25 protein-coding genes and 1 pseudogene are annotated in these 22,264 nt (G+C 67.5%); 15 read left to right on the plus strand and 11 right to left on the minus strand.

From position 1 onward, the window contains the following. From A5791_RS14455 to A5791_RS14470, 4 genes are all read left to right on the plus strand, one after another. Positions 1-329 (plus strand): CBS domain-containing protein (locus A5791_RS14455; protein ID WP_156661293.1); only part of this gene is annotated, 329 nt, incomplete at its 5' end. Then, positions 326-862, plus strand: a complete 537-nt coding sequence (locus A5791_RS14460; protein WP_067237766.1) for a DUF1003 domain-containing protein — start codon at positions 326-328, stop codon at positions 860-862. The genes A5791_RS14455 and A5791_RS14460, both read left to right, overlap by 4 nt. 136 nt (positions 863-998) lie before the next feature. Continuing rightward, on the plus strand, positions 999-2,450 hold the full coding sequence (locus A5791_RS14465) for a lytic transglycosylase domain-containing protein (protein ID WP_082966931.1): 1,452 nt from the start codon (positions 999-1,001) through the stop codon (positions 2,448-2,450). Positions 2,451-2,506: 56 nt separating this feature from the next. Beyond that, on the plus strand, positions 2,507-3,664 hold the full coding sequence (locus tag A5791_RS14470; protein WP_156661295.1) for an Mrp/NBP35 family ATP-binding protein: 1,158 nt from the start codon (positions 2,507-2,509) through the stop codon (positions 3,662-3,664). Positions 3,665-3,779: 115 nt separating this feature from the next. Here A5791_RS14470 and tatB read toward each other — a convergent pair whose 3' ends face one another. From tatB to sigE, 4 genes are all read right to left on the minus strand, one after another. After that, a complete protein-coding gene (gene tatB, locus A5791_RS14475; protein WP_067237777.1) occupies positions 3,780-4,178 on the minus strand; it encodes a Sec-independent protein translocase protein TatB in 399 nt (132 codons plus the stop codon). After that, positions 4,179-5,690 carry a S1C family serine protease gene (locus tag A5791_RS14480; protein WP_067237780.1) on the minus strand — a complete coding sequence of 504 codons (1,512 nt, stop codon included), beginning with the start codon at positions 5,688-5,690 and terminating at the stop codon, positions 4,179-4,181. 186 nt (positions 5,691-5,876) lie between these two features. Next, the gene (rseA, locus tag A5791_RS14485; RefSeq protein ID WP_067237783.1) at positions 5,877-6,290 is read right to left on the minus strand and encodes an anti-sigma E factor RseA; all 414 of its coding nucleotides are present in this window, start codon (positions 6,288-6,290) and stop codon (positions 5,877-5,879) included. Positions 6,291-6,422: 132 nt separating this feature from the next. Then, positions 6,423-7,220, minus strand: a complete 798-nt coding sequence (sigE, locus tag A5791_RS14490; protein WP_067237787.1) for an RNA polymerase sigma factor SigE — start codon at positions 7,218-7,220, stop codon at positions 6,423-6,425. A gap of 215 nt (positions 7,221-7,435) precedes the next feature. Here sigE and A5791_RS14495 point away from each other — a divergent pair, with 215 nt between their 5' ends. From A5791_RS14495 to A5791_RS14510, 5 genes and pseudogenes are all read left to right on the plus strand, one after another. Then, positions 7,436-8,101: an O-methyltransferase gene (locus A5791_RS14495; protein WP_067237790.1), complete on the plus strand. Its 666-nt coding sequence runs from the start codon at positions 7,436-7,438 to the stop codon at positions 8,099-8,101. A 97-nt stretch (positions 8,102-8,198) separates the two neighbouring features. Continuing rightward, positions 8,199-8,930: pseudogene (locus A5791_RS27725) on the plus strand (BadF/BadG/BcrA/BcrD ATPase family protein); the annotation flags it as partial. Between the two features lie 114 nt (positions 8,931-9,044). Next, positions 9,045-9,920 (plus strand): N-acetylmuramic acid 6-phosphate etherase, encoded by an 876-nt coding sequence (locus A5791_RS27730; protein WP_067237899.1) that lies wholly within the window; start codon positions 9,045-9,047, stop codon positions 9,918-9,920. A gap of 39 nt (positions 9,921-9,959) precedes the next feature. Next, complete coding sequence (locus tag A5791_RS14505) at positions 9,960-10,220, plus strand: type II toxin-antitoxin system Phd/YefM family antitoxin (protein ID WP_067237793.1); 261 nt, start codon at positions 9,960-9,962, stop codon at positions 10,218-10,220. Beyond that, the gene (locus A5791_RS14510) at positions 10,217-10,615 is read left to right on the plus strand and encodes a type II toxin-antitoxin system VapC family toxin (RefSeq protein ID WP_197504695.1); all 399 of its coding nucleotides are present in this window, start codon (positions 10,217-10,219) and stop codon (positions 10,613-10,615) included. The genes A5791_RS14505 and A5791_RS14510 overlap by 4 nt, the downstream gene beginning before the upstream one ends. Before the next feature lie 106 nt (positions 10,616-10,721). Here the strand turns inward: A5791_RS14510 and A5791_RS14515 are convergent, their stop codons facing one another. Further along, a complete protein-coding gene (locus A5791_RS14515; RefSeq protein ID WP_067237796.1) occupies positions 10,722-11,510 on the minus strand; it encodes an alpha/beta hydrolase in 789 nt (262 codons plus the stop codon). A 178-nt stretch (positions 11,511-11,688) separates the two neighbouring features. On the opposite strand from A5791_RS14515, the gene A5791_RS14520 reads away from it, so the two are divergent. Genes A5791_RS14520 through A5791_RS14540 form a run of 5 tightly spaced genes read left to right on the plus strand, consistent with a single transcriptional unit; the run spans position 11,689 to position 16,274 of the window. Further along, positions 11,689-12,327, plus strand: a complete 639-nt coding sequence (locus A5791_RS14520; RefSeq protein WP_067237799.1) for a TetR/AcrR family transcriptional regulator — start codon at positions 11,689-11,691, stop codon at positions 12,325-12,327. Next, on the plus strand, positions 12,317-13,258 hold the full coding sequence (locus A5791_RS14525) for an ABC transporter ATP-binding protein (protein WP_067237802.1): 942 nt from the start codon (positions 12,317-12,319) through the stop codon (positions 13,256-13,258). The genes A5791_RS14520 and A5791_RS14525 overlap by 11 nt, the downstream gene beginning before the upstream one ends. Continuing rightward, positions 13,255-14,892, plus strand: coding sequence for an ABC transporter permease (locus A5791_RS14530; protein WP_156661297.1), 1,638 nt, complete (start codon positions 13,255-13,257; stop codon positions 14,890-14,892). The genes A5791_RS14525 and A5791_RS14530 overlap by 4 nt, the downstream gene beginning before the upstream one ends. A gap of 9 nt (positions 14,893-14,901) precedes the next feature. Continuing rightward, the gene (locus A5791_RS14535) at positions 14,902-15,576 is read left to right on the plus strand and encodes an isoprenylcysteine carboxylmethyltransferase family protein (RefSeq protein WP_067237805.1); all 675 of its coding nucleotides are present in this window, start codon (positions 14,902-14,904) and stop codon (positions 15,574-15,576) included. Between the two features lie 17 nt (positions 15,577-15,593). Beyond that, positions 15,594-16,274: an isoprenylcysteine carboxylmethyltransferase family protein gene (locus tag A5791_RS14540; protein ID WP_067237909.1), complete on the plus strand. Its 681-nt coding sequence runs from the start codon at positions 15,594-15,596 to the stop codon at positions 16,272-16,274. Between the two features lie 31 nt (positions 16,275-16,305). Here A5791_RS14540 and glgC read toward each other — a convergent pair whose 3' ends face one another. Next, the gene (gene glgC / locus A5791_RS14545; RefSeq protein ID WP_067237809.1) at positions 16,306-17,520 is read right to left on the minus strand and encodes a glucose-1-phosphate adenylyltransferase; all 1,215 of its coding nucleotides are present in this window, start codon (positions 17,518-17,520) and stop codon (positions 16,306-16,308) included. Positions 17,521-17,754: 234 nt separating this feature from the next. Here glgC and glgA point away from each other — a divergent pair, with 234 nt between their 5' ends. Then, entirely contained in the window at positions 17,755-18,918 is a 1,164-nt protein-coding gene (glgA, locus tag A5791_RS14550) for a glycogen synthase (protein ID WP_067237812.1), read from the plus strand. A 19-nt stretch (positions 18,919-18,937) separates the two neighbouring features. On the opposite strand, the gene A5791_RS14555 is transcribed toward glgA, so the two are convergent. The 5 genes from A5791_RS14555 to folP all read right to left on the minus strand — a co-directional run bounded on the left by A5791_RS14555 (position 18,938) and on the right by folP (position 22,078). Next, positions 18,938-19,105 (minus strand): DUF3117 domain-containing protein, encoded by a 168-nt coding sequence (locus A5791_RS14555; protein WP_008714277.1) that lies wholly within the window; start codon positions 19,103-19,105, stop codon positions 18,938-18,940. Between the two features lie 166 nt (positions 19,106-19,271). Beyond that, a complete protein-coding gene (locus A5791_RS14560; RefSeq protein WP_067237912.1) occupies positions 19,272-19,853 on the minus strand; it encodes a DNA-3-methyladenine glycosylase I in 582 nt (193 codons plus the stop codon). 5 nt (positions 19,854-19,858) lie between these two features. Beyond that, on the minus strand, positions 19,859-20,212 hold the full coding sequence (locus A5791_RS14565; RefSeq protein ID WP_067237814.1) for a DivIVA domain-containing protein: 354 nt from the start codon (positions 20,210-20,212) through the stop codon (positions 19,859-19,861). Positions 20,213-20,249: 37 nt separating this feature from the next. Next, positions 20,250-21,257: a glucosyl-3-phosphoglycerate synthase gene (locus A5791_RS14570; protein ID WP_067237817.1), complete on the minus strand. Its 1,008-nt coding sequence runs from the start codon at positions 21,255-21,257 to the stop codon at positions 20,250-20,252. Next, positions 21,254-22,078: a dihydropteroate synthase gene (gene folP / locus A5791_RS14575; RefSeq protein ID WP_067237915.1), complete on the minus strand. Its 825-nt coding sequence runs from the start codon at positions 22,076-22,078 to the stop codon at positions 21,254-21,256. The genes A5791_RS14570 and folP overlap by 4 nt, the downstream gene beginning before the upstream one ends. Between the last annotated feature and the right edge of the window lie 186 nt (positions 22,079-22,264).

The following is a 22,264-nucleotide window of genomic DNA, read 5'->3' on the forward strand; positions in this document are numbered from 1 at the left end:
CGCCCACCGCCACCCCCACCGGCCGCTACCTGGGCTGCGTGCCGCTACAGCGGCTACTGCGTGAAGCGCCGGCCGAGCTGATCGGCGGAATCGTCGACACCGACCTGCTCACCTTGACGCCGGAGACCCCGTTGGCCTCGGTCACCCGCTACTTCGCCGCCTACAACCTGGTGTGCGGGCCGGTGGTCGACGACCAGAACCATTTGTTGGGCGCGGTCACCGTGGACGACCTGCTCGATCACCTGCTGCCACACGACTGGCGAGAGGATGCCCAGCAGCTCGACGTCAACGGCACCGTCGCCACCGGAAGAGCCGGAGCAGGCAAGTGAGCAAAACGACCGCACCACGCCGGCTCTACACCCCGCGCGCTTCGCGCGGGTTCTCGCTGCAGGTGGACCCCGAAGCCGTCGGTCAGATCACCGAGTCCATCGCGCGCTTCTTCGGCACCGGCCGCTACCTGCTGCTGCAGACGATCATGGTGCTGGCCTGGATATTGGTGAACCTGTTCGCCGTTCGCTGGCGGTGGGACCCTTACCCGTTCATCCTGCTCAACCTGGCCTTCTCCACCCAGGCCGCCTACGCGGCGCCGCTGATCCTGCTGGCCCAGAACAGGCAGGAGAACCGGGACCGGGTGGCGCTGGAAGAGGATCGCCGCCGCGCCGCGCAGACCAAGGCCGACACCGAGTATCTGGCCCGCGAACTGGCTGCCCTGCGGCTGGCCGTCGGTGAGGTCGCGACCCGCGACTACCTGCGTCATGAGCTGGAAAACCTGCGTGCCGCGCTGGCCGAGCTGCACCCGCCGGAGCCCGACAAACACCCGGCGCGGGCAGCTGACAATGTGGAGCGGCGAGTGAAGAAATAGGGGAGAACCAAATCCCCCATTGCGCCACTCCCGTAACAAGAGTTATGTATGGTGATCTAGTTCACGAAGCTAAGAAGAAACCGTAACTAACCGGACACGGTTTTCCGACGGCTCAACACAACTGAAGGACGGTCGAGTGCGCATAGGGGGACGCTGGGCTGCACACCCGGCCGTCGCGGCCGTGCGGCAGTGGCCGCGTCAAGCAACGCGAACACCCGCATTCGGTATCGCCGCCATCACACCATTGGTTTTCGCCGCAGCGGTCGGGGGCGCCCCGGCTCCGCTGCCTGGAAGAACTCCGGCCGTGCGCGCCGTCACCCCGGTAGCCGCGGTAACGGCGTCGCACCGTGATCTGCGCGCCAATCCGGCCGGCCCGGGTGTGGTCGCGATCCCGCGTGCGCCCGCCCGCTTCCACGTCGCGGCGGCCACCATATCGGCGCCGCCGCCCCCGACGGTCGTGAATGCGCCTGGGACACTGGGCATTCCGAAAACGGCGCTGGCCGCCTACCGCAACGCCGAACTGAAGATGGCCGCTGCCGTCCCGGGATGTGGCGTCAGCTGGAACTTGCTGGCCGGCATCGGCCGCATCGAGTCGGGCCACGCCGGCGGCGGTGCCGTCGACTCGCGCGGCACCGCACTCAACCCGATCTACGGTCCCGCGCTGGATGGCACGCTGCCCGGCAATGAAGTCATCGTCCAGCAGAGCGCCGGCAACCGCGTCACCTACGCACGTGCGATGGGGCCCATGCAGTTCCTGCCCGGCACCTGGGCGCGCTATGCCACCGACGGCGACGGCGACGGCATAGCCGATCCGCAGAACCTGTTCGATTCGACGCTCGCGGCGGCGCGTTACCTGTGCAGCGGCGGGCTGAACCTGCGCGACCCCGGGCAGGTCATGGCGGCCATCCTCCGGTACAACAACTCGGTCGCCTACGCGCAGAACGTGCTGGGGTGGGCTGCTGCATACGCCACCGGCGTGGTCCCGGTCGACCTGCCGCCGATCACCGGCCCGCCGCCGCCGATCGGCGACGGATTCCTGGAGCACCCGGAAGGCCTCGGGCCCAACCTGCCGCTGAACCACACCGGCCTGCCGTACACCGACCCGTTTGCCGGGCGGACGCAGCTGATCGACCTCGGCGGCCAGACTCAACTCGTCAGCACGCAGCCGATGTTCCCGTGGATGGCACCTCCGGCAACGCAGGGGCCGGCACCGCTGACGCTTGCGCCGGGATGCACGCTGATCTGCATCGGCTCGCAGAGCCCAGGGCCGGGGCCGGGTCCTCTTCCCGCCGGCACCAGCCCGCAGCCGTCGGAGGTCGTCGCACCACCGATGGGGCAGCCACCAGTCGCCGGTGCGCCGCCGGTCCGCCAGGCACCGCCACCCGCCGGTGCCGCGCCCGTGGATCCGCTGGGGCCGCCGCCCGGCGCTCCCCCGGCCGACATGCCGGCAGGCGCACCGCCTGTCAGCCCGGCCGCCGGCACGCCCAACGGCTCACCGGCGCCGAAGAAGCCGGCCGGCCAGCCCGGTGTGCCCAGCGCGCCCGCCCCGGCCGTCCCCAACGAGCCGCCACCGGTTCCACCCGCCTGAGACGGCGGGTCGGCTGGCCAAGCCGCCGAAAGCCGGGCCGCCTACACTCGGCGGTGATGTCCCGCCATGATGCTTCCCACCCCAACGCCGACCTGAACGCGGCCATCCGCGCCGCCCTGGGCAAGGTGATCGACCCCGAACTACGCCGTCCCATCACCGAACTCGGGATGGTCAAAAGCATCGACGTCGAGCGCGACGGCGGCGTGCATGTGGCGATCTACCTGACCACCGCCAGCTGCCCTAAGAAGAGCGAGATCAGCGAGCGCGTCGGCCAAGCGGTCGCCGACGTCCCCGGCACAGGCGCCGTGCGGGTCACCCTGGACGTGATGAGCGACGAGCAGCGCACCGAGCTGCGCAAGCAGTTGCGCGGTGATGCCCGCGAGCCCGTAATTCCCTTCGCCCAGCCCAATTCACTGACCCGGGTATACGCAGTCGCGTCCGGCAAGGGCGGGGTGGGAAAGTCCAGCGTCACGGTCAACCTGGCGGCCGCGATGGCCGCCCGCGGCCTGTCGGTCGGCGTGCTAGACGCCGATATCCACGGCCATTCCATCCCGCGGATGATGGGCACCAGCGACCGGCCCACACAGGTCGAGTCGATGATTTTGCCGCCCATCGCCCACGAGGTGAAGGTGATCTCGATCGCCCAGTTCACCGAGGGCAACACCCCGGTGGTGTGGCGTGGCCCGATGCTGCACCGCGCCTTACAGCAGTTCCTTGCCGACGTGTATTGGGGCGATCTGGACGTGCTGCTGCTCGATCTGCCACCCGGAACCGGCGACATTGCCATCTCGGTGGCTCAGTTGATCCCGAATGCGGAGATCCTGGTGGTGACCACGCCACAGCTGGCCGCGGCGGAGGTTGCCGAACGGGCCGGCAGCATTGCGATACAGACCCGCCAGCGCATCGTCGGCGTCGTCGAGAACATGTCCGGGCTGCGGTTGCCGGACGGCTCGACGCTGCAGGTTTTCGGCGAGGGCGGCGGACAGCAGGTGGCCGAGCGGCTGTCGCGCGCGGTCGGCGCCGAGGTTCCGCTGCTGGGCCAGATTCCGCTGGATCCGGCACTGGTGGCGGCCGGCGATGCCGGTGTCCCGATGGTGCTGAGTGCGCCGGATTCACCGGTGGGCAAGGAACTGCGCAGCATCGCCGACAGCTTGTCGTCGCGACGGCGGGGGCTGGCAGGCGTGTCTCTGGGCCTCGACCCCACCCGACGTTAGGTAGCGCAGGCGTGCGCCAGCCCGGCGAGTCTGCGCTGACGGCGTCGAAACTGCGGTGAGCGCCCGTCGCAGCGCCAGGACGTAGCCCTCGACGCAGTCTCGATGGCTCGGGCGGCTAGGTGGCGTCGGTGTCGAACGGGGTGCGGTCAGGCGGTGCAGGCGGCTGCGCAGGTTGCACCGGCTGTACGGGCGGAGCGCCGTTAACCGGACCGGCGGGCGTATCGAAGTTTCCGGTGAACAGGGAGTCGTCGCCGTCCAGCAGGTGCTTGGTGAGCGCGGCGCGCGGTGTGATGCCGCGCAGCTTCTGCAGCTCGCCGAGCTGCCCGCGTAGGTCGTCGAACTCCGGCCCGATGTCCTCGCGCAGCTGGTTCGTCACACCGCTGAGGTAATCGCGGGCCTGCCGCAACGCACCCGCCGTCCACCGGATGGCACCGGGAAGGCGCTCGGGGCCGAGGACCAATAATCCGACCACCAGGAGCACCAGCATTTCCCCCCAGCCGACGTTGGCGAACATCTAGCTGGTATCGGCGTCTGGTTTGACGGTCAGGGTGACGTGCCGGCCTTCGCGGACAACTTCTACCGGGGCGTCCTGCCCGATGGTCAGCTGCCGGACGGCGACGACGAACTCGTCGGCGTCGGCGACCTTGCGGTTGCCGACCTTGACGATCACGTCGTTCTCCAGGATGCCGCCCTTCTGCGCGGGACTTCCGGCCTTCACGTTGGCGACCTGCGCGCCGGAGGCTATCGCGTTGCTCACCGACCGGGTGCTGATCCCCAGCGTCGGGTGCACGATCTTGCCGTCTTTGATCAGCGTCTGCGCGACCAGCTTCATCTCGTTGACCGGGATTGCGAAGCCCAGCCCGCTCGCGCTGTCCGACAACGACTTTCCGGCGGTGTTGATGCCGATGACCTGCGAATCCATGTCGATCAGCGGGCCGCCGGAGTTGCCGTGGTTGATCGACGCGTCGGTCTGCAGGGCGTCGATCACGGTGTCGGTGTCCGAGCCCTCGCCGGACAACGGCACGGGACGGTGCAGGGCGCTGATGATGCCGTGGGTGACGGTGCTGCGCAGCCCCAGCGGCGCTCCGGCCGCGAGGACCTCGTCGCCGACCCGAACCTTGTCGGAATCACCGAGGCGGGCCACCGACAGATTGTCGACGTTGTCGACCTTGAGCACGGCCAGGTCCGTCTTGGGGTCGCGCCCCACCAGGGTGGCAGGCACCTCTTTGCCGTCGTTGAACACCACTTTGGTCTTGAACTGGCTGGGGTTGTTTGCCGCTTCGGAGATCACGTGGTTGTTGGTGACGATGTAGCCGCGACCGTCGATGACGACGCCCGAGCCCTGCATGCCCTCCTGGTCGCTCTTGGACTCGATGGTGACCACCGAGTCGGCAACCGCCGCGGCCACTTTGGTGAAACGGCCGGCCGGTCCTTCCTTGTTGCCGCTGGTCGACAACGTCACCTTCGAGGTGGTGAACGCGCCGACGACTTCGGCCGTCTTGCGACCGATCACGCCGCCGATCGCACCGATCACCAGCGCGATCAGCAACAGGACTACCAGGGCCAGGTAGGACACCTTGCCGCCGAACAGCACGTCTCGCACGCCAAGCTTGCCGGCCTGCCCGAGCGCGGTCCGAGATACCGGCGGCTTTACCGCCGGTGTGCCCAGCGCGGCCGGCGCGCCCGGGTCCCGCCACGGGTCTTCGCCGTCCTCGTCGGCACCGTCTTTCTCGGCGGCCAGCGCACCGGCGTCGATCGGGTGGCGCTGCAGCGACTCGGCGCCCGGAAAGGGCCGGCTGAACGCTTCCTCCAATACCGGGTCGGCCTCCGGATCGTGGGGCCGGAATTCAGTTTGTTCGCGGTACTTCTGTGGACGCACGCGCTCGGCCACGAAGGACCCCTGGATCCCCTGGGGACGACCGAACGCCTGACGCGATGCGGGATCCACCGGAGGCCGGGATACCGGGCGCGGCGCCAGGCGGCTACCGCCGTCTTGACCGCTGTTGTTGCCTTGGTCGGAGGTCACTCTGCCCTCTTCTCAGCCCTCTTCCGGATGGTTCTTTCAACGCTCGAGACACGCCGTCGAAGCGGCCATATGCAGGCACCCGCGTTGTCCGTGTCCACCCTAGTATCCATGGTCCGGGATGGGTCGGCATGAGTGCGCGCCAGCCGGTCCAGGTGCGCCCCGGAACGCTCAGGAAAAGCCGCCAAGCTACCGGCGCTTACGGTGGTTGCGCGGATCTCTGTCGGCGAAACTGTCGGATACCGGGCCGGGTAGCGATGGGGTGTCCTCCGGCGCGCAGTGCGGAATCTCCGAGAGCAGTCCCAGCAGCGTGCTGGGGATCCGGATCGGGTTCGAGTCGCGCAGCGCGGCGCGCGCCCTGCTCTGGTCGTCCACTTCGGCTGCGCAGTCGGGACACAAGGACAGGTGGTGGGCGGCGCGCAAGTGTGCATTCATCCGCAGCTCACCGTCGACAAACGCGGCAATCGCCTCGGTGGACAGATGCTCGGTGGAGCCGAACTGGCGCGGTGCGCCAACCGGCGCGTCGCTCTGCGAGGCGAACTGCGCGGGCAGCCAGGAGAAGGCCCGGCGGAACACGTGTCCCACGTTGCCCGGGTAGGCCATTACCGGCTCCTTTCGCTGCCACGCCTATGTCGAATGTAGCGCGGCGCACGGCTCAGCCCCAGCACGAAGCGGTAAATCCCCAGCATCAGCGGCCCGGGCTACCGACCGCGTCGCCAGCCGGTCTCGGATCGACTACGCGGACTTAGGCAGCACCGGGTCGGCGGGCATGTCGCGTTCGGGGTGTGCGGCCAGATAGTCACGCAGGGCCTGACGACCGCGGTGGATGCGGCTGCGCACCGTGCCCAGCTTCACCCCGAGGGTCGCGCCGATCTCCTCGTAGGAAAGACCTTCGATGTCGCACAGCACGACCGCGGCGCGAAACTCCGGCGGCAGCGAGTCCAGTGCGGCCTGCAGGTCAGCGCCCAGTCGCGAGTCGTGGTAGATCTGCTCGGGGTTGGGCTCGTCGGCTGGGACCCGGTCGTAGTCCTCGGGCAACGCTTCCATCCGGATGCGCGCGCGCCGGCGGACCATGTCCAGGAACAGATTCGTCGTGATGCGGTGCAGCCAGCCTTCGAAGGTTCCGGGCTGGTAGTTCTGGACCGACCGGAAAACCCGGATGAAGGTCTCCTGGGTCAGGTCCTCGGCGTCCTGCTGGTTGCCGGAAAGCCGGTAGGCCAGCCGGTACACCCGGTCGGCATGCTGGCGCACCAGCTCGTCCCAGGAAGGCATGGTGGCCTTGTCTCCGGTGGCGTCGAAGACGGCGGTGCCGTGTGGCTGGTCGAGCACTTCCGCCCACTCGTCGTCACGGATCACCTGGGGGTGAGACATGGTGGTGGGGTTCAAGGTGGTGATAATCAAGTCCTCCGAGTTTGCCTCGCCATCCGGGCTCGGCAGTTCGACAGCGGGAACGCGCTGCTGCCACTGCGTATTCCCGGAATTCCCAGGCGTAATCCCGCCTCTATCCCGGGACCAGCGACCGCCGCGTTCCATACGGATACGGTCGCGTACCGGGGTGTGGGCGATATAGGAACACCCTGAGGTTTAGCTGAGAAACCATATCGTAACCGGCGCCAACCAGGGAATTTCACTCACGAAGTGACGTTCGTCGCGTTTCGGGATTCGGGCGTGTCCAGCGCGCGACACCACGGCCCCGATTTCAGGCGCGCCTGCCCGATCCCGACGGCAGTTGGACCTACGCTGCGGACATGGACGTCACCCTCGAGAGCCCCACCCAGGCGGCCCCCGGCCGAGCCGAGTCACTCTGTGCACACGCCGAGGGGTCGATATCCGAAGACGCGATCCTGGTGACCGCCCGCGAGCGCGCGATGGACATCGGCGCCGGGGCGGTGACACCGGCGGTCGGCGCGATGCTGAGCCTGCTGACCAAGCTCAGCGGCGGCAAGGCCGTCGCCGAGGTCGGCACCGGCGCGGGAGTCAGCGGACTGTGGTTGCTGTCCGGCATGAGCGACGACGGCGTTTTGACCACGATCGACATCGAGCCCGAATATCTGCGCCTGGCCAAGCAGGCATTCTCCGAGGCGGAGATCGGCCCGTCGCGCACCAGGCTGATCAGCGGCCGGGCCCAGGATGTGCTAACCCGCCTCGCCGACGACTCCTATGACCTGGTGTTCATCGACGCCGACCCCGTCGACCAGCCGGATTACGTCGTCGAGGGGGTGCGACTGCTGCGGTCCGGCGGGGTCATCGTGGTGCACCGGGCGGCGCTGGGCGGGCGTGCCGGTGATCCTGCGGCGAACGACGCCGAAGTCGTGGCGGTCCGCGAGGCGGCGCGGCTGATCGCCGAGGACGTGCGGCTCACCCCTGCGCTGATACCACTCGGCGACGGCATCCTGGCCGCCGTCCGCGACTAGTTCTTCCGGCGAACAGACGCAGAATCGCCCAAAATCAAGCAATTTGAGGCGATTCTGCGTCTGCTCGCGAGCCGGGCTGCCGTGAAACGATGGTGCGGTGATCCTCGCGGTCGATCTCGGCAAGACGTCCTGCCGGGCCGCGCTCTGCGGCCGCAGGGCCGAGGGGGCGGGAGCGCCGGGCCTCAGCGAGCCGGGCGGTGTGCGCGCCGCGGAGAGGTCGATCCTGGCCTTGGTCAACGAGTTGGCGCGTGAGCTCGGTCCGGCCGACGAGGTGATCGTGGGCGCCGCCGGCGCACTGACGGCTCCGAAAGCCGCTCGCGCACTGGGCGATGCGTTGCTGCTCTCGCTGCGGGCCCAGCGTGTCGCTGTGACCAGCGACGCCGTGATTGCGCACGCCGGCGCGCTGAACGGCGAGCCGGGTGTGGTGCTGATCGCGGGTACCGGTGTAGTGGCGCTCGCGATCGGGGCGGACGGCGGGCTGCGGACCGTCGACGGCTGGGGCCCGTGGCTGGGCGACGAGGGCGGCGGCGCGTGGATCGGCGCCGCCGGACTACGAGCGGCGCTGCGCGCTCACGACGGCCGCGGCCCGTCCACCACGCTGCTCGACGCCGCCCGCGCCCGGTTCGGCGCACCGCAAGCCTGGCCCGCGCAGCTCACCGGTTCCGCCGCGGTCGCGTCCTTCGCGCCCGACGTCCTTGCCGCCCAGCATGACGTCGTGGCGGCGCAGATCGTCGGCGCCGCCGCCGAGGCGCTCGCCGCGACTGCCCGCGCGGCCGGGGATGGTCCGGTGGCGATGGTCGGCGGTCTGGCCCGATTCGACGTGCTGCGAAAAAACCTCGATCTCGTAGCGGCGGCCGGCGACGCTCTCGACGGCGCGCTGCGGCTGCGAGAGATCCACGAGCCACATGTGATCCGCGTGCAGTCGGCCTCCAAATCCCTTGCCGTGCATGGCCTCGACGCGCTCGCCACCGAAGCGGTCCGGCCAGGCCTGGACGATCTCGACACGTGGCCTATCGGCGAGGTGGTAGCGCTGCTGGTCGCGGCCGAGGGCGAGACGCCTGCCGCGGTCGGCGCGGCGGTTCCAGAGATTTCCGCGGCGGCCGAGGCGGTCGCCGCGCGGCTGGAGATCGGCGGCCGCCTGTTCTACGCCGGTGCCGGGACGGCCGGCCGGCTTGGGGTGCTCGATGCGGCCGAATGTGGCCCGACGTTCGGCACCGACCTGGTGCACGGCGTGATCGCCGGCGGCCCGGCGGCTTTGACCCAGGCGATCGAGGGTGCCGAAGACCGGTTCGACCCCGCCGATCTCGCCGATCTGACCGCCGCTGACGCGCTCGTCGGAATCACCGCGTCGGGCCGCACGCCTTACGTGCTGGGCGCGCTCGAGTACGCACGTGCGGCGGGCGCGCTGAGCGTCGCGGTGGTCAACAACGCGGGCAGCGAGGCGCGGGCCGACGTGGTAATCGAGCTGCTGACCGGGCCCGAAGTGCTCGCCGGCTCCACCCGGCTGACCGCGGCGACCGCCCAGAAGATCGCGCTCAACGCACTCTCGACGAGCGTGATGATCGGGCTCGGCAAGGCCTACGGGCCGCGCATGGTCGACGTCCGCACGACCAACGCCAAGGTGCGCCGCCGCGCGGTGCGGATCGTTCGCGACGCGGCCGGCGTCGACGAGCAGGCCGCGACCGCTGCGCTCGCCGCCGCGGGCGGTCACGCCAAGACCGCGATCGTCGCGCTGCTGGCGGGCGTCGACGCGGACGAGGCCGCCAGACGGCTGGAACGGGCGCAGGGACGTGTCCGGGACGCGCTTGGTGGGAAATGAAGACGGCCCACTGGGCTACAATTGTGCTACGATCGTAGCATGTCCGAAGTAGCCTCCCGAGAACTCCGCAATGACACTGCGGGGCTGCTACGGCGCGTTCAGGCGGGTGAAGATGTCACGGTTACCGTCAAAGGCAAGCCGGTGGCACTTCTGACCGCCCTGCGGCCTACCCGGACCAGATGGTTGAGTCGAGACGAATTGCTGCGCAGGCTTGCCCGCGCCCAAGCCGATCCGGCCCTACGTCAGCAACTCGCCGAATTGGCAGGTGATACGACCGACGACCTCGGTCCGCTGCTGTGACCTCCGCCGGCGTGCTCGACACCTCAATATTTATTGCACGGGAAAGTGGTCGCCCACTTGATGTATCGCTAGTCCCGAACGAAGTGGCGACCACCGTGGTCACAGTGGCCGAGCTCAACCTCGGCGTTCTCGCGGCTGTCTCGAGCGACGTTCGGGCGCAACGATTGGCAACACTTGATGCGATCGCCGACTTAGTCGCCCTACCGATCGATGACGACGCCGCGCGCATGTGGGCGCGACTTCGAATTCACCTGGCAGAGAACGGTCGTCGGGTCCGTATCAACGACCTTTGGATCGCGGCCGTTGCAGCTTCCCGGGGGCTACCGGTGGTGACGCAAGACGGCGACTTCGATCCGCTCGACGGCGTCGCCGGCTTGATCATTATTCGCGTCTAGCTTTTGCCCAACGAGGCGAGCGCCTTGCGCGAATTACGTTGCTGCACAATCTGATATGGCATTTTTCTTAAGCGCGCCTCCGGGCTGCCCATCGGATGCGAGTCGCCTAGTGGGCGGCGAAAACTACTGGACTTGTAGCAATCCAGGCGTCGATGTGGCCCATGGTGACCGGTTGCGACTCCCCCAAAAACACCATGTGGTCGGCCCGGGGAATCTCGACCGAGGTGCCGTTTTCATATCGGGCTGCCGTCCGGCGCACGACTCCCGCCGGAACGATGCGGTCGCATTCACCTCCAATGGCCAGCACAGGAGTCCTGACGGCCGCGAAGTCGACAACGGTGGTCTTGGCAAGCTTTGCCACCGCGAGTGCCATTTCGCAGTATGCCTGCCCGGATTCGCAGACCAAGTCGGAATACAGTGCGCGGGCGATCTTCTCGGTCTGGGTATTGGCAATCCACCGCCGAAATCGCTCCGGCGTCGGGGGATACACCGGCTTGGCCCAGGGGCGTGGCCGTAGGAAGTAGGGGAGGGACATGCGCAGGTTTGTGGCGGTCGTACCAAATATCCCCGCCGCCGGAGCGGGACATGCCGCCACCAAGCCAACGTGGTGCGTGCGTGCAGCTACTAGTTGCGCCAGCAACCCGCCCATGGAGTGGCCCACCAGAAGCGGCGGAGACTCCAGCGCGTTCACGTAGCCAACCAGGTCGTACGTGTAGTCGCCGAGGCTCAGCGGCGCGACCTTCATCGCACCCTCATCCAAAGGCAATTCGTGATGGCGCAGTGTCGGGGTGTGGACCGTGTAACCACGCTGTTCAAATGCAGCCCGCGCGGCAACCCACTGCTCCCCGCGGCTCCACGCGCCATGAATAAGAACAACGTGCTTGGCATCGGACATCGTCAGAACCCGCCAGTCTGTTTAGTGGCGCCTGAAGTATCTCAGCGGGCGAACCGCAAAATCTGGTTTTCTCTCGTTTGCAACTCTGGCTGGCGACCCTCGAGAGCCCAAAACCTTTACGGTTTCTTGACGGGCGTCTCCTTGACACCGGGCTGAACGCGCGTTTAGTGTCCTGAACATGCGTTCAGCCGACCTGACCGCCACCGCTCGAATCCGTGATGCGGCCATCGAGCAGTGGGGGCAGCACGGCTTCGACGTGGGGTTGCGCGCCATCGCCGAGGCCGCCGGCGTGAGCGCCGCGCTGGTTATCCACCACTTCGGTTCCAAGGACGGCCTGCGCCGAGCATGTGACGAGTTCGTCGCCGAGGAGATCCGCACCGAAAAGTCGGAGGCGATTCGGTCCAACGATCCCGCCACCTGGTTTGCCGCGATGGCCGAGATCGAGTCCTTTGCGCCCGTGATGGCTTACCTGGTGCGCAGCATGCAGTCCGGCGGCGAACTGGCAATGATGCTGTGGCACAGGATGATCGACAACACCGGAGAGTACATGGAAGAAGGCGTGCGGGCCGGGACGGTAAAGCCCAGCCGCGACCCGCAGGCCAGGGCCAAGTATCTGGCCCTCTCCGGTGGCGGCGCGTTTCTCCTGTACCTGCAGATGCACCAAACGCCAACGGATCTCCGCGCCGTGCTGCGCGACTACGCACGCGAGATGGTGCTTCCCGCCATGGAGGTGTACACCGAAGGACTGCTGGCCGACCGCACCATGTACGACGCGTTCCTGGCCGCAGCGGATGAAGGAGAATCGCATGTCAGTTGACAACGCAGTAGGTAAACCCGCGCCGATCGAAATCCGAGGTCTGACAAAGCACTTCGGCGCAGTGCGGGCACTCGATGGCCTGGATCTGACCGTACGCGAAGGAGAGGTTCACGGCTTTCTCGGACCGAACGGGGCCGGAAAATCGACCACCATCCGCATCCTGCTGGGCCTGGCGAAGGCAGACGGCGGCAGCGTGCGGTTACTCGGCGGCGATCCCTGGGCCGACGCGGTCCACCTGCACCGCGACATCGCCTATGTGCCAGGCGATGTCACCCTGTGGCCGTCGCTGACCGGTGGCGAGACCATCGACCTGCTGGCCCGTATGCGCGGCGGCATCGACGAAAAGCGCCGCGCGGAGCTGATCGAGCGCTTCGACCTGGATCCACACAAGAAGGCACGCACCTACTCGAAGGGTAACCGCCAGAAGGTCTCCCTGATCTCAGCCTTCTCGTCACGCGCCAGGCTGCTGCTGCTCGACGAGCCGAGCAGCGGCCTGGACCCGTTGATGGAGAACGTGTTTCAGCAGTGCGTCGGCGAAGCCCGCGACCGTGGTGTGACGGTGCTGCTGTCCAGTCACATCCTGGCCGAGACCGAAGCGCTGTGCGACAGGGTGACCATCATCCGGGCCGGGAGGACGGTCGAGAGCGGCACGCTGGAATCGATGCGTCATCTGAGCCGCACCTCGATCAAGGCCGAAATGATCGGCGACCCAGGCGATATCACGCGGATCAACGGTGTCGAGGACGTGAGCATCGACGGCAACACGCTGCGTGCCCAGGTCGACAGTGAAAGCCTCGGGGAACTCATCCGGATACTCGGCGATGCCGGTGTACGCAGCCTGGTCAGCCAACCGCCCACGCTCGAAGAGCTGTTCCTGCGGCATTACGACACCGCCGACGGCCGACACGAGAAGAAGGTGGCGACGCTATGAGCACGACGGTTTTGGAGCGGCCACGCCTTCCGGCACCGCCGGGCGGTTCGAATTTCTCCGGGACGCTGTCGATGTTGCGGCTCTATCTGCGCCGTGACCGAATCTCGTTGCCGCTGTGGGTATTACTGCTGTCGTTGCCGCTGGCCACCGTCTACATCGGCAGCATCCAGAAGGTGTACCCAACCGAGGCCGCCCGCGCCGGCTTCGCGGCGACCATCATGGCCAGTCCGGCCCAGCGGGCGCTCTACGGGCAGGTCTACAACACCAGCCTCGGCGCCGTGGGCATCTGGAAAGCCGGGATGTTCCACCTGCTGATCGCGGTAGCGGTGATTCTCACAGTGATCCGCCACACTCGCGCGGACGAGGAAACCGGCCGCACCGAACTATTGGACTCCACGGCGGTGGGACGGTACGCCAGCCTCACCGCGGCGCTGATCTTGTCGTTCGGGGCATCGATCACCGTCGGCGTGATCGGCGCAGCCGGGTTGCTCAAGACCGACGTCCCGGCCGCGGGATCGGTGGCTTTCTGCGCGGCGCTGGCCTGCTCGGGGTTGGTGTTCACTGCGGTGGCCGCGGTTGCCGCGCAGCTCTCGCCGAGTGCCCGATTCGCCCGCGGTGCCGCATTCACGGTGTTGGCAGCCGCTTTCACGTTGCGCGCCATCGGTGATGCGGGCTCCGGCGCGCTGTCCTGGTTCTCGCCGCTCGGCTGGTCACTACAGGTCCGGCCGTATGCGGGCGATCGGTGGTGGATATTGTTGCTGCACTTGGCGACGACGGCAGTGCTCACGCTGGTGGCCTACCGGCTGCTGGCCGGCCGCGACGTAGGCGCCGGACTCATCCCCGAGCGCGCCGGCCCGGGTTCGGCCGGGGCGGGGCTGCGCGGTGTCGCCGGGCTGACCTGGCGGCTGGACCGCGGTGCGGTGCTGCTGTGGACCGTCGGCCTGTGCCTGTACGGCGCGCTGATGGGCAGCGTGGTGCACGGCATCGGCGACGAACTGGGCGAGAACAATATGGCTCGCGACATTGTCGCGCGCATGGGCGGCACCAGCGCGCTGGAGCAGGCCTTCATCGCGGTCGCGTTCACCATGCTGGCCATGGCGGCCTCGGCATTCGCCATCTCGATGACTCTACGGCTGCACCAGGAAGAGTCCGGCCAGCGGGCCGAGCCGACGCTCGCCGGTGCTGTCTCGCGAACGCGTTGGTTGGCAATGCATTTGGCGGCGGCAGTGCTCGGGCCGGCATTGGCGATGCTGGTTGCCGGGGCGGCGGCCGGGTTGATCTACGGAGTGGCGGCCGGCGACGTCGGCGGCAAGCTGGGCATCGTGGTGGGCACCGCGCTGGCGCAACTGCCCGCCGTGTGGCTGCTGTCGGCCGTGACCGTCGCGTTGTTCGGTCTGGCGCCGAGGTTCACGCCGGTGGCGTGGGGCGTGCTGGTGGGGTTCGTCGCGTTGTATCTGATCGGGTCGTTGGCTGGTTTCTCGCAGTGGCTGCTCGACCTCGAGCCCTTCGCGCATACCCCGCGGATTGGCGGCGGCGATTTCAGCGCGGTGCCCCTGCTGTGGCTGCTGGCTATCGATGTGGTGTTGATTGCGTTGGGCGTTATGGCCTTTCGCCGTCGCGATCTGCGTAACTGAGGAGCTGACATGAAAACTCTTGCCAAGGCCCTTGTTTCAGCGGTTCTGGGATTTGCGGCGTTCGGATTGATGCTGTTCTGGCCCGCCGGCACGCTGCACTACTGGCAAGCTTGGGCCTTTTTGGTCGTATTTACTTTGGCCACCTGGATTCCCAGCATCTACTTGATGCGCACCAACCCCGCCGCGCTGGAACGGCGCATGCGGGCCGGTCCCATCGCGGAAGCCAGAACGGTGCAACGGATCGTCATCTCCATCGCGTTGGTCTCCCTGGCGGCCATGATCGTCCTCAGCGCGTTTGACCATCGGTTCGGATGGTCGTCGGTGCCGGCGGCGGTGTGCCTGACCGGCGATGTCCTGGTGGCAATCGGATTGGGCCTGTCCATGTTCGTGGTGGTCCAGAACAGCTACGCGGCAGCCAACATCACCGTCGAAGCGGAGCAGAAGGTCATCTCCACCGGGCTGTACGGGCTTGTGCGGCACCCGATGTACACCGGGAACGTGCTGCTGATGGCGGGCATCCCCCTGGCGCTGGGCTCGTACTGGGGGCTGCTCTTTGTCATCCCCGGGTTGGTCGTGCTGGCCATCCGCATTCGCGATGAAGAAGAACTGCTCGAACAAGAACTGGACGGGTACCGGGAGTACACAGAACGCGTTCAATACCGGCTCGTCCCCTACGTGTGGTAGCCGGAGGTAAACGGATCATGAAGACCAAGACCACCCTTCAAGCCGTGGGTTACGGCTTCGTCGCTGTGGTCGTGTTCGGCGTGCTGTTGTTTTGGCCCGCAGGAACTTTCCACTACTGGCAGGCATGGGCGTTTCTCGCGGTCTACGCCGTCGCAGCGGTGGCTGCCAGCATCTACGGGGGTATCGCGAATCCCGCTGTCGCGCAGCGACGGATGCGCGGCGGCCCGGCGGCCGAGACCCGCGCGGCGCAAAAGCTTGCCGTCACAGCCTTGTTCGCGGCGTTTGCCTCTTTTCTCATCGTCAGCGCGCTGGACCATCGGTTCGGCTGGTCGGCCGTGCCGGCAGCAGTGTCGATATTCGGCGACGTCCTGGTGGCGGTGGGCTTGGCCGTTGGCACCCTGACCGTCGTACAGAACAACTACGCCGCTGCCAACATCACCGTCGAGGCGGACCAGCCCGTGATCTCCACCGGGCTGTATGGCGTGGTTCGGCACCCGATGTACTTTTCCCTGGTGATCGTCATGGTCGGCATTCCACTGGCGCTCGGCTCCTATTGGGCGCTGGCGGGATTGGCGGTCGGCCTGCTCGCCCTTGCGCTGCGCATCGAGGACGAGGAGAAGATGCTCGAAGACGAGCTGGCCGGATACCGGGAATACCAGCAGAAGGTGCGTTCGCGCTTGGTGCCGTTCGTCTGGTAGTTGGCCGAGCAGACGCGCTAGAAGGCTCGCGCTAAATCCAGGTGCCCTTGCCGACCGCGACCACACCGCCGGCACTGATCGCGAAGCGATCCCGATCCTTCTCCAGATCCACGCCCACCATTTCGCCTGGCCCGACAACGACGTTCTTGTCCAGGATCGCGTGGCGTACCACCGCGCCGCGGCCGACCCGAGCGCCAGGCATGATGACACTGCCCTCGACGATCGCGCCGTCGTCGACCACGACGTTCGACGACAAAACCGAATTACGCACCGAGGCCGCCGAGATGATGCTGCCGGCGCCCACCACGGACTCCTGAGCCGAACCACCGTTGACGAACTTCGCGGGCGCCAGGTTCTCGGACGCGCCGAGGATCGGCCAGCGCCTGTTGTACAGGTTGAACACCGGATGCACCGACACCAGATCCATATGCGCGTCGTAGAACGCGTCGAGCGTCCCGACGTCGCGCCAGTAGGCCCGGTCCCGGTCGGTGGCGCCGGGCACGTCGTTGTGGTTGAAGTCGTACACCGCGGCTATGCCGTCGTCCACCAGTCGCGGGATGATGTCGCCGCCCATGTCGTGATCGGAGTGGTCGTCGTCGGCGTCGGCGCGAATCGCGTCGATCAGCACCTTGGTGGTGAAGATGTAATTGCCCATCGAGACGAACGCGGCGCCGGGGTCGTCCGGAGTGCCAGGTGGGTCCAATGGCTTTTCGAGAAAACTGCGGATGCGGCCGGAGTCGTCGGCGTCGATGCAGCCGAACGCACTGGCATCGGCGCGCGGGACCCGGATACCGGCCACCGTCGCGCCGGCCCCGCTGTCGACGTGGAACCGGACCATCTGCTCGGGGTCCATCCGGTACACGTGATCGGCGCCGAAAACCACGATGTAGTCGGGGTCTTCGTCGTAGATCAGGTTGAGCGACTGATAGATCGCATCGGCCGAGCCGGTGTACCAGCGTGGACCCAGGCGCTGCTGGGCGGGCACCGGTGTGATGTACTCCCCGGCCAGACCGGACAACCGCCAATTCTGCGAAATATGGCGGTCCAGCGAATGCGACTTGTATTGGGTGAGAACGCAGATCCTCAGATAGCGGGCATTGACGAGATTGGAGAGTACGAAATCGATCAGCCGGTAGGCGCCGCCGAAGGGAACCGCGGGTTTGGCCCGGTCCGCGGTAAGCGGATACAACCGCTTGCCCTCACCGCCGGCCAGGACAATGCCCAGCACGTGTGGCGCTTCCCTCATGGCCTCAAACCTATCGGCAGCTGCTAGCCCCTGCCACTATGAACCTCCCATTCGGTGCCGATCTGACGGGCTGGCAGTCAAGGTATTTGGCTCAGTTCCGCCCCAGTTCGCAAGCACCCCGCCGGTAGCATTAGCCCGATTGTCCGGCTTTCCCCCTCGCCGCTGCGCGGCTTGGGGGGACCCCCACCTCAGCCCGCCGTGCGGGCTGCATCGTCGCCGAACTACGGTGCCGGTATGCGGGTGGCGATGATGACTCGGGAATACCCTCCCGAGGTCTACGGCGGAGCGGGGGTGCATGTCACCGAACTGGTCGCGCATCTGCGCCGGCTGTGCGCCGTCGACGTGCATTGCATGGGCGCGCCGCGCCCGACCGCGTTCGCCCATCAGCCTGATCCGCGGTTGCGCGGCGCCAACGCGGCCCTGTCCACGGTGTCCGCTGACCTGGTGATGGCCGATGCGGCGTCGGCGGCCACCGTGGTGCATTCGCACACCTGGTATGCCAACCTGGCCGGGCATCTAGCCGGGTTGCTCTACGACATTCCGCACGTCATGACCGCGCATTCGCTCGAGCCGATGCGGCCATGGAAAGCCGAGCAACTCGGCGGCGGCTACCGGGTGTCGTCGTGGGTGGAGCACACTGCTGTGCTGGCCGCCGACGCCGTCATCGCGGTCAGCTCGGGCATGCGCGAGGACGTGCTGCGCGTCTACCCCACCCTGGACCCGAGCCTGGTGCACGTCATCCGCAACGGCATCGACACCGACATGTGGTACCCGGCCGAGCCGGCGGCCGGCGGCTCGGTGCTGGCCGAACTAGGCGTCGATCCCAGCCGGCCCATCGTCGCGTTCGTCGGGCGCATCACCCGGCAGAAAGGCGTTGCGCACCTGGTAGCGGCCGCCCACCGATTCAACGCCGACGTGCAGTTGATCCTGTGCGCCGGCGCTCCCGACACCCCCGAGATCGCCAACGAGGTACGGTCGGCGGTGGCCAAGCTGGCCCACAACCGCACCGGCGTGTTCTGGATCCGCGAAATCCTACCCACCCGCAAGCTTCGCGAAATACTTTCGGCCGCAACCGTCTTCGTCTGCCCGTCGGTGTACGAGCCGTTGGGCATCGTGAACCTGGAGGCGATGGCGTGCGCGACGCCGGTGGTGGCCTCCGACGTCGGCGGGATACCGGAGGTGGTGGCCGACGGGATCACCGGCTTGCTGGTGCCCTACGACGCCCACGACACCGCGGGCTACGAGACCAGATTGGCCGAAGCGGTCAACGAACTCATCGCCGATCCCGATCGGGCCAAGCGCTACGGGCAAGCAGGACGCCAACGCTGCATCGAGGAATTCTCCTGGACCCGCGTAGCCGAGCAGACGCTGGAGATTTACCGGAAGGTGTGCGCGTAGAAGTCAGCCGGCCCGCCGTTCAGCCGGTAACGCCCTTGAGTTCGTCACCCAGCGCGGCGGCCTCGTCGGGCGTCAACTCGACGACGAGCCGGCCGCCGCCCTCGAGTGGTACCCGCATCACGATGCCACGCCCCTCTTTTGTTGCTTCCAGGGGACCGTCTCCGGTCCGGGGCTTCATCGCCGCCATCGAGTGCTCCCTCCAGATTCGAGCTGGTCCGCCGTCGCGAACCTGGCCGGCGCCGAGCATGCCCCGCCAGTGGATTTCCAGTCATACCCGACATTGAACTGCCAAATCACCCCTCTATTGTTCCCTATCCGGGTGACCGAGTGCACAAGACCCGGCTCTCGGGCCCTCACGAGCTCAGCGGAGGCACCCAGCAACTGCGGATATGGTCGTCGACCATGCCGGTTGCCTGCATCAGCGCATAGGCCGTCGTGGGCCCGACGAACCGGAAACCGCGCCGTTTCAGCTCGCGCGCCATGGCCTTCGATTCCGCACTGGCCGAGGGAATTTCGGAGAGATCGGCGGGCCTGGGCCGGCTCGGCGGCGCGAATGACCACAGCAGCTGCGACAGCTCCTCGGGAGATCCCAGGTCGACGGCGGCCCGCGCGTTGGCGATCGTCGCCTCGATCTTTGCCCGGTTGCGGACGATGCCGCCGTCGGCCAGCAGCCGCTGCACATCGGCATCGGTGAAGCGCGCGACCTTCTCGATGTCGAACCCGCAGAAAGCGCGCCGGAAATTGTCCCGCTTGCGCAGGATGATCAGCCAGGACAGGCCGCTCTGAAACGCCTCCAGGCTCATCCGCTCGAACAACGCGACCCCGTCGCGCAGCGGGCGGCCCCACTCCTGGTCGTGATAGTCGCGATACAGCTCGAGGTCAGGCCCCGGCCGGGCCATCGCCCAGCCGCAGCGAACCAGCCCCTCAACGGTCAGGTCGCTCACGGTGGGTCGGCGTGGTCCGGCACGACGGTCTCGCCGACGGGGACGTCGGCCTCTTGCGGCGGCTTGGAATCCTGGGCCGCGGCCAGCTGGCCGCGCAGTGCCTCCAGCTCGCGGCCGAGCCGGTCCAGCACCCAGTCCACCTCGCTGGTTTTGTAGCCGCGCAGCGCCTGGGTGAACTTGACGGCGTCGACGTCGGCACCGGTCACACCGAACGCGGGCAACACCGTCACCGTCGTCCCCCGCGGCAAAGGCGGCAGCTGCTCACCCCGGCCGAACAGCAGACTGGCCGCGCCGAATAGCACCACCGCCACCAGGACGAGCACCACCAGGTACAGCAACACCAACGTCACGTGGACGATCTTGCCCTACGCCTCCGACAGAACTCGTTCAGCGTGGGCGCAACACGTTCATCGGGGGCCGGTCCACCAGGGACACCTCTGAGGTGATCTGGGTGTACTGGTGGTAGCCGTAACCGGCGGGATCCTCGGCGAAGAACTGCGTCAGCCCGGCCCCAGAGTCAGGGATCCCGCAGCGCGAGAACAGGGTCGCAATCACCTGGCGGCTCATGGCGCCCAGTTCGGTCAGCGGCCGGTTTCGGTGAGCCCGCACTCCCAAGTTGACCTGCGCGATCGCATCCAGACCCAACCGGTCGAAGGTATCCACGAGCAGGCCGATCTCCACCCCGTAGCCCGGCGCGAAGGGCAGCGATGTCAACAGTTCCCGGCTGGCGGCGTACTCGCCGCCCAGCGGCTGCAGCACGCAACCCAGCTCTGGCCGCAGCGCGGCCAACAGCGGCCTGGCCACCAGCTCGGTGACCCGCCCGCCCCCCGTGGAAGCCTCAGCGGCCTCAGTGGCTTCGCCGTCGCCCTCGCTTGCCCTCAGGGGGCGTCGGTAGAAGCCCTTCACCAGGTGGATGCCGTCGCCCGTGAGCAGCGGGCCCACCAGCCACGGCACAAACATCGGATGCGGGTTGATCAGGTCGGAGTCGACGAAAACGACGATGTCGCCGCTGGTGGCGGCAAGTGAACGCCACAGTGCCTCGCCCTTGCCGGGTCGCGGCGGGACCTCGGGCAACGCCTGTTCGCGGCTCACGACACGTGCGCCGGCCGCGATCGCACGGATCTCGGTGTCGTCCGTCGAGCCCGAGTCCAGCACGATCAGCTCGTCGACAAGGCCATCCACCAGCGGTGAGATGCTGTCGATCACGGATTCGACGGTCTGTTCCTCGTTGAGGGCCGGCAGCACCACCGAGATCGTCCGCCCGGCCTTTGCCGCTTCCAATTCGCCGACCGTCCAGCTGGGCCGGTTCCAGCTGCGCTCGGCCAGCCAGGTGTCCGCCGGGCCCAGGACTCCATGGCCGCTCAGCTCGTCGGCGAACAGCTCTGATGCGGTCATGCGAGTCCCCTCACCGCGCGCGCCGGTGGGCGCGTTCCCTGGATCGAGGCCACCATCTCCAGCACCCGCCTGGTAGCGGCGACCTGATGCACGCGGAACATTCGTGCTCCGGCGGCCGCCGCCAACGCGGTGGCTGCCAATGTTCCCTCAAGCCGTTCGGTCAATTCCACGCCCAGAGTCTCCCCGACGAAGTCCTTATTGCTCAAAGCCATGAGCACGGGCCAACCGGTCATAACAAGATCGGCCACGTGGCGCAACAGGAGCAAGCTGTGGAAGGTGTTCTTGCCGAAATCGTGCGTCGGGTCGATCAGCACGCTGTCACGGGCCACGCCGGCCGCGACGGCCCGCTCGGCGGCCTCGGTGACCTGGCGAATCACGTCGTCCACCACACCGTGGGTGGTCGTACCGTAGCTCACCCGGAACGGACGCGTGCGTGGCTGCGCCCCGCCGGTGTGCGAGCACACCAGGCCGGCACCGAATTCGGCGGCCACCTCGGGCAGGGCCGGGTCGATGCCACCCCAGGTGTCGTTGATGATGTCCGCGCCAGCCGCGCAAGCCACCCGGGCCACTTCGGCACGCCAGGTGTCGACGCTGATCAACTGGTCCGGATAGGTGTCGCGGACCCATTCGATGTACGGCACCAGCCGGGCAATCTCGGTGTTCGCGTCGACGTCCTGGCCGGGGCCGGCTTTGACGCCGCCGACGTCGATGACGTCGGCACCGTCGGCGACGGCCCGGTGTGCGGCGGCCCTGGCAGCTTCGTCGCTGAAGGCCGCACCACGGTCGTAGAACGAATCCGGGGTGCGGTTGACGATCGCCATGATCAGCGCGCGATCACTCGCGACCGGACGGCCGCACAGCGTGGAAGGGGCGGCTGACTGCACGCCTCCATAGTGCCTGGTCACGCGAAGTGCCCCGCTCGGGGATGCATCGAGCCTGCGTCCAGGGCTACCGATAAGGCCCACGGCAGGCCCTGAGCGCAGTTTCGGCGCCACCAGCGCAGACTG

The sequence above is a fragment of the Mycobacterium sp. 852002-51163_SCH5372311 genome (genome assembly GCF_001667115.1).
Lineage (GTDB): Bacteria > Actinomycetota > Actinomycetes > Mycobacteriales > Mycobacteriaceae > Mycobacterium.

Bases quoted from the DNA above. Each gene is read 5' to 3' on its own strand.
- A5791_RS14515 (WP_067237796.1), bottom strand. From the start codon at position 11,510: ATGTCCGATGCCAAGCACGTTGTTCTTATTCATGGCGCGTGGAGCCGC.
- glgC (WP_067237809.1), bottom strand. From the start codon at position 17,520: ATGAGGGAAGCGCCACACGTGCTGGGCATTGTCCTGGCCGGCGGTGAG.
- A5791_RS14525 (WP_067237802.1), top strand. From the start codon at position 12,317: ATGTCAGTTGACAACGCAGTAGGTAAACCCGCGCCGATCGAAATCCGA.
- sigE (WP_067237787.1), bottom strand. From the start codon at position 7,220: ATGGAACGCGGCGGTCGCTGGTCCCGGGATAGAGGCGGGATTACGCCT.
- A5791_RS14505 (WP_067237793.1), top strand. From the start codon at position 9,960: ATGTCCGAAGTAGCCTCCCGAGAACTCCGCAATGACACTGCGGGGCTG.
- A5791_RS14530 (WP_156661297.1), top strand. From the start codon at position 13,255: ATGAGCACGACGGTTTTGGAGCGGCCACGCCTTCCGGCACCGCCGGGC.
- A5791_RS14520 (WP_067237799.1), top strand. From the start codon at position 11,689: ATGCGTTCAGCCGACCTGACCGCCACCGCTCGAATCCGTGATGCGGCC.
- A5791_RS14555 (WP_008714277.1), bottom strand. From the start codon at position 19,105: ATGGCGGCGATGAAGCCCCGGACCGGAGACGGTCCCCTGGAAGCAACA.
- A5791_RS14540 (WP_067237909.1), top strand. From the start codon at position 15,594: ATGAAGACCAAGACCACCCTTCAAGCCGTGGGTTACGGCTTCGTCGCT.
- A5791_RS14470 (WP_156661295.1), top strand. From the start codon at position 2,507: ATGTCCCGCCATGATGCTTCCCACCCCAACGCCGACCTGAACGCGGCC.
- A5791_RS14495 (WP_067237790.1), top strand. From the start codon at position 7,436: ATGGACGTCACCCTCGAGAGCCCCACCCAGGCGGCCCCCGGCCGAGCC.
- A5791_RS14535 (WP_067237805.1), top strand. From the start codon at position 14,902: ATGAAAACTCTTGCCAAGGCCCTTGTTTCAGCGGTTCTGGGATTTGCG.
- glgA (WP_067237812.1), top strand. From the start codon at position 17,755: ATGCGGGTGGCGATGATGACTCGGGAATACCCTCCCGAGGTCTACGGC.
- A5791_RS14570 (WP_067237817.1), bottom strand. From the start codon at position 21,257: ATGACCGCATCAGAGCTGTTCGCCGACGAGCTGAGCGGCCATGGAGTC.
- tatB (WP_067237777.1), bottom strand. From the start codon at position 4,178: ATGTTCGCCAACGTCGGCTGGGGGGAAATGCTGGTGCTCCTGGTGGTC.
- rseA (WP_067237783.1), bottom strand. From the start codon at position 6,290: ATGGCCTACCCGGGCAACGTGGGACACGTGTTCCGCCGGGCCTTCTCC.
- folP (WP_067237915.1), bottom strand. From the start codon at position 22,078: ATGGCGATCGTCAACCGCACCCCGGATTCGTTCTACGACCGTGGTGCG.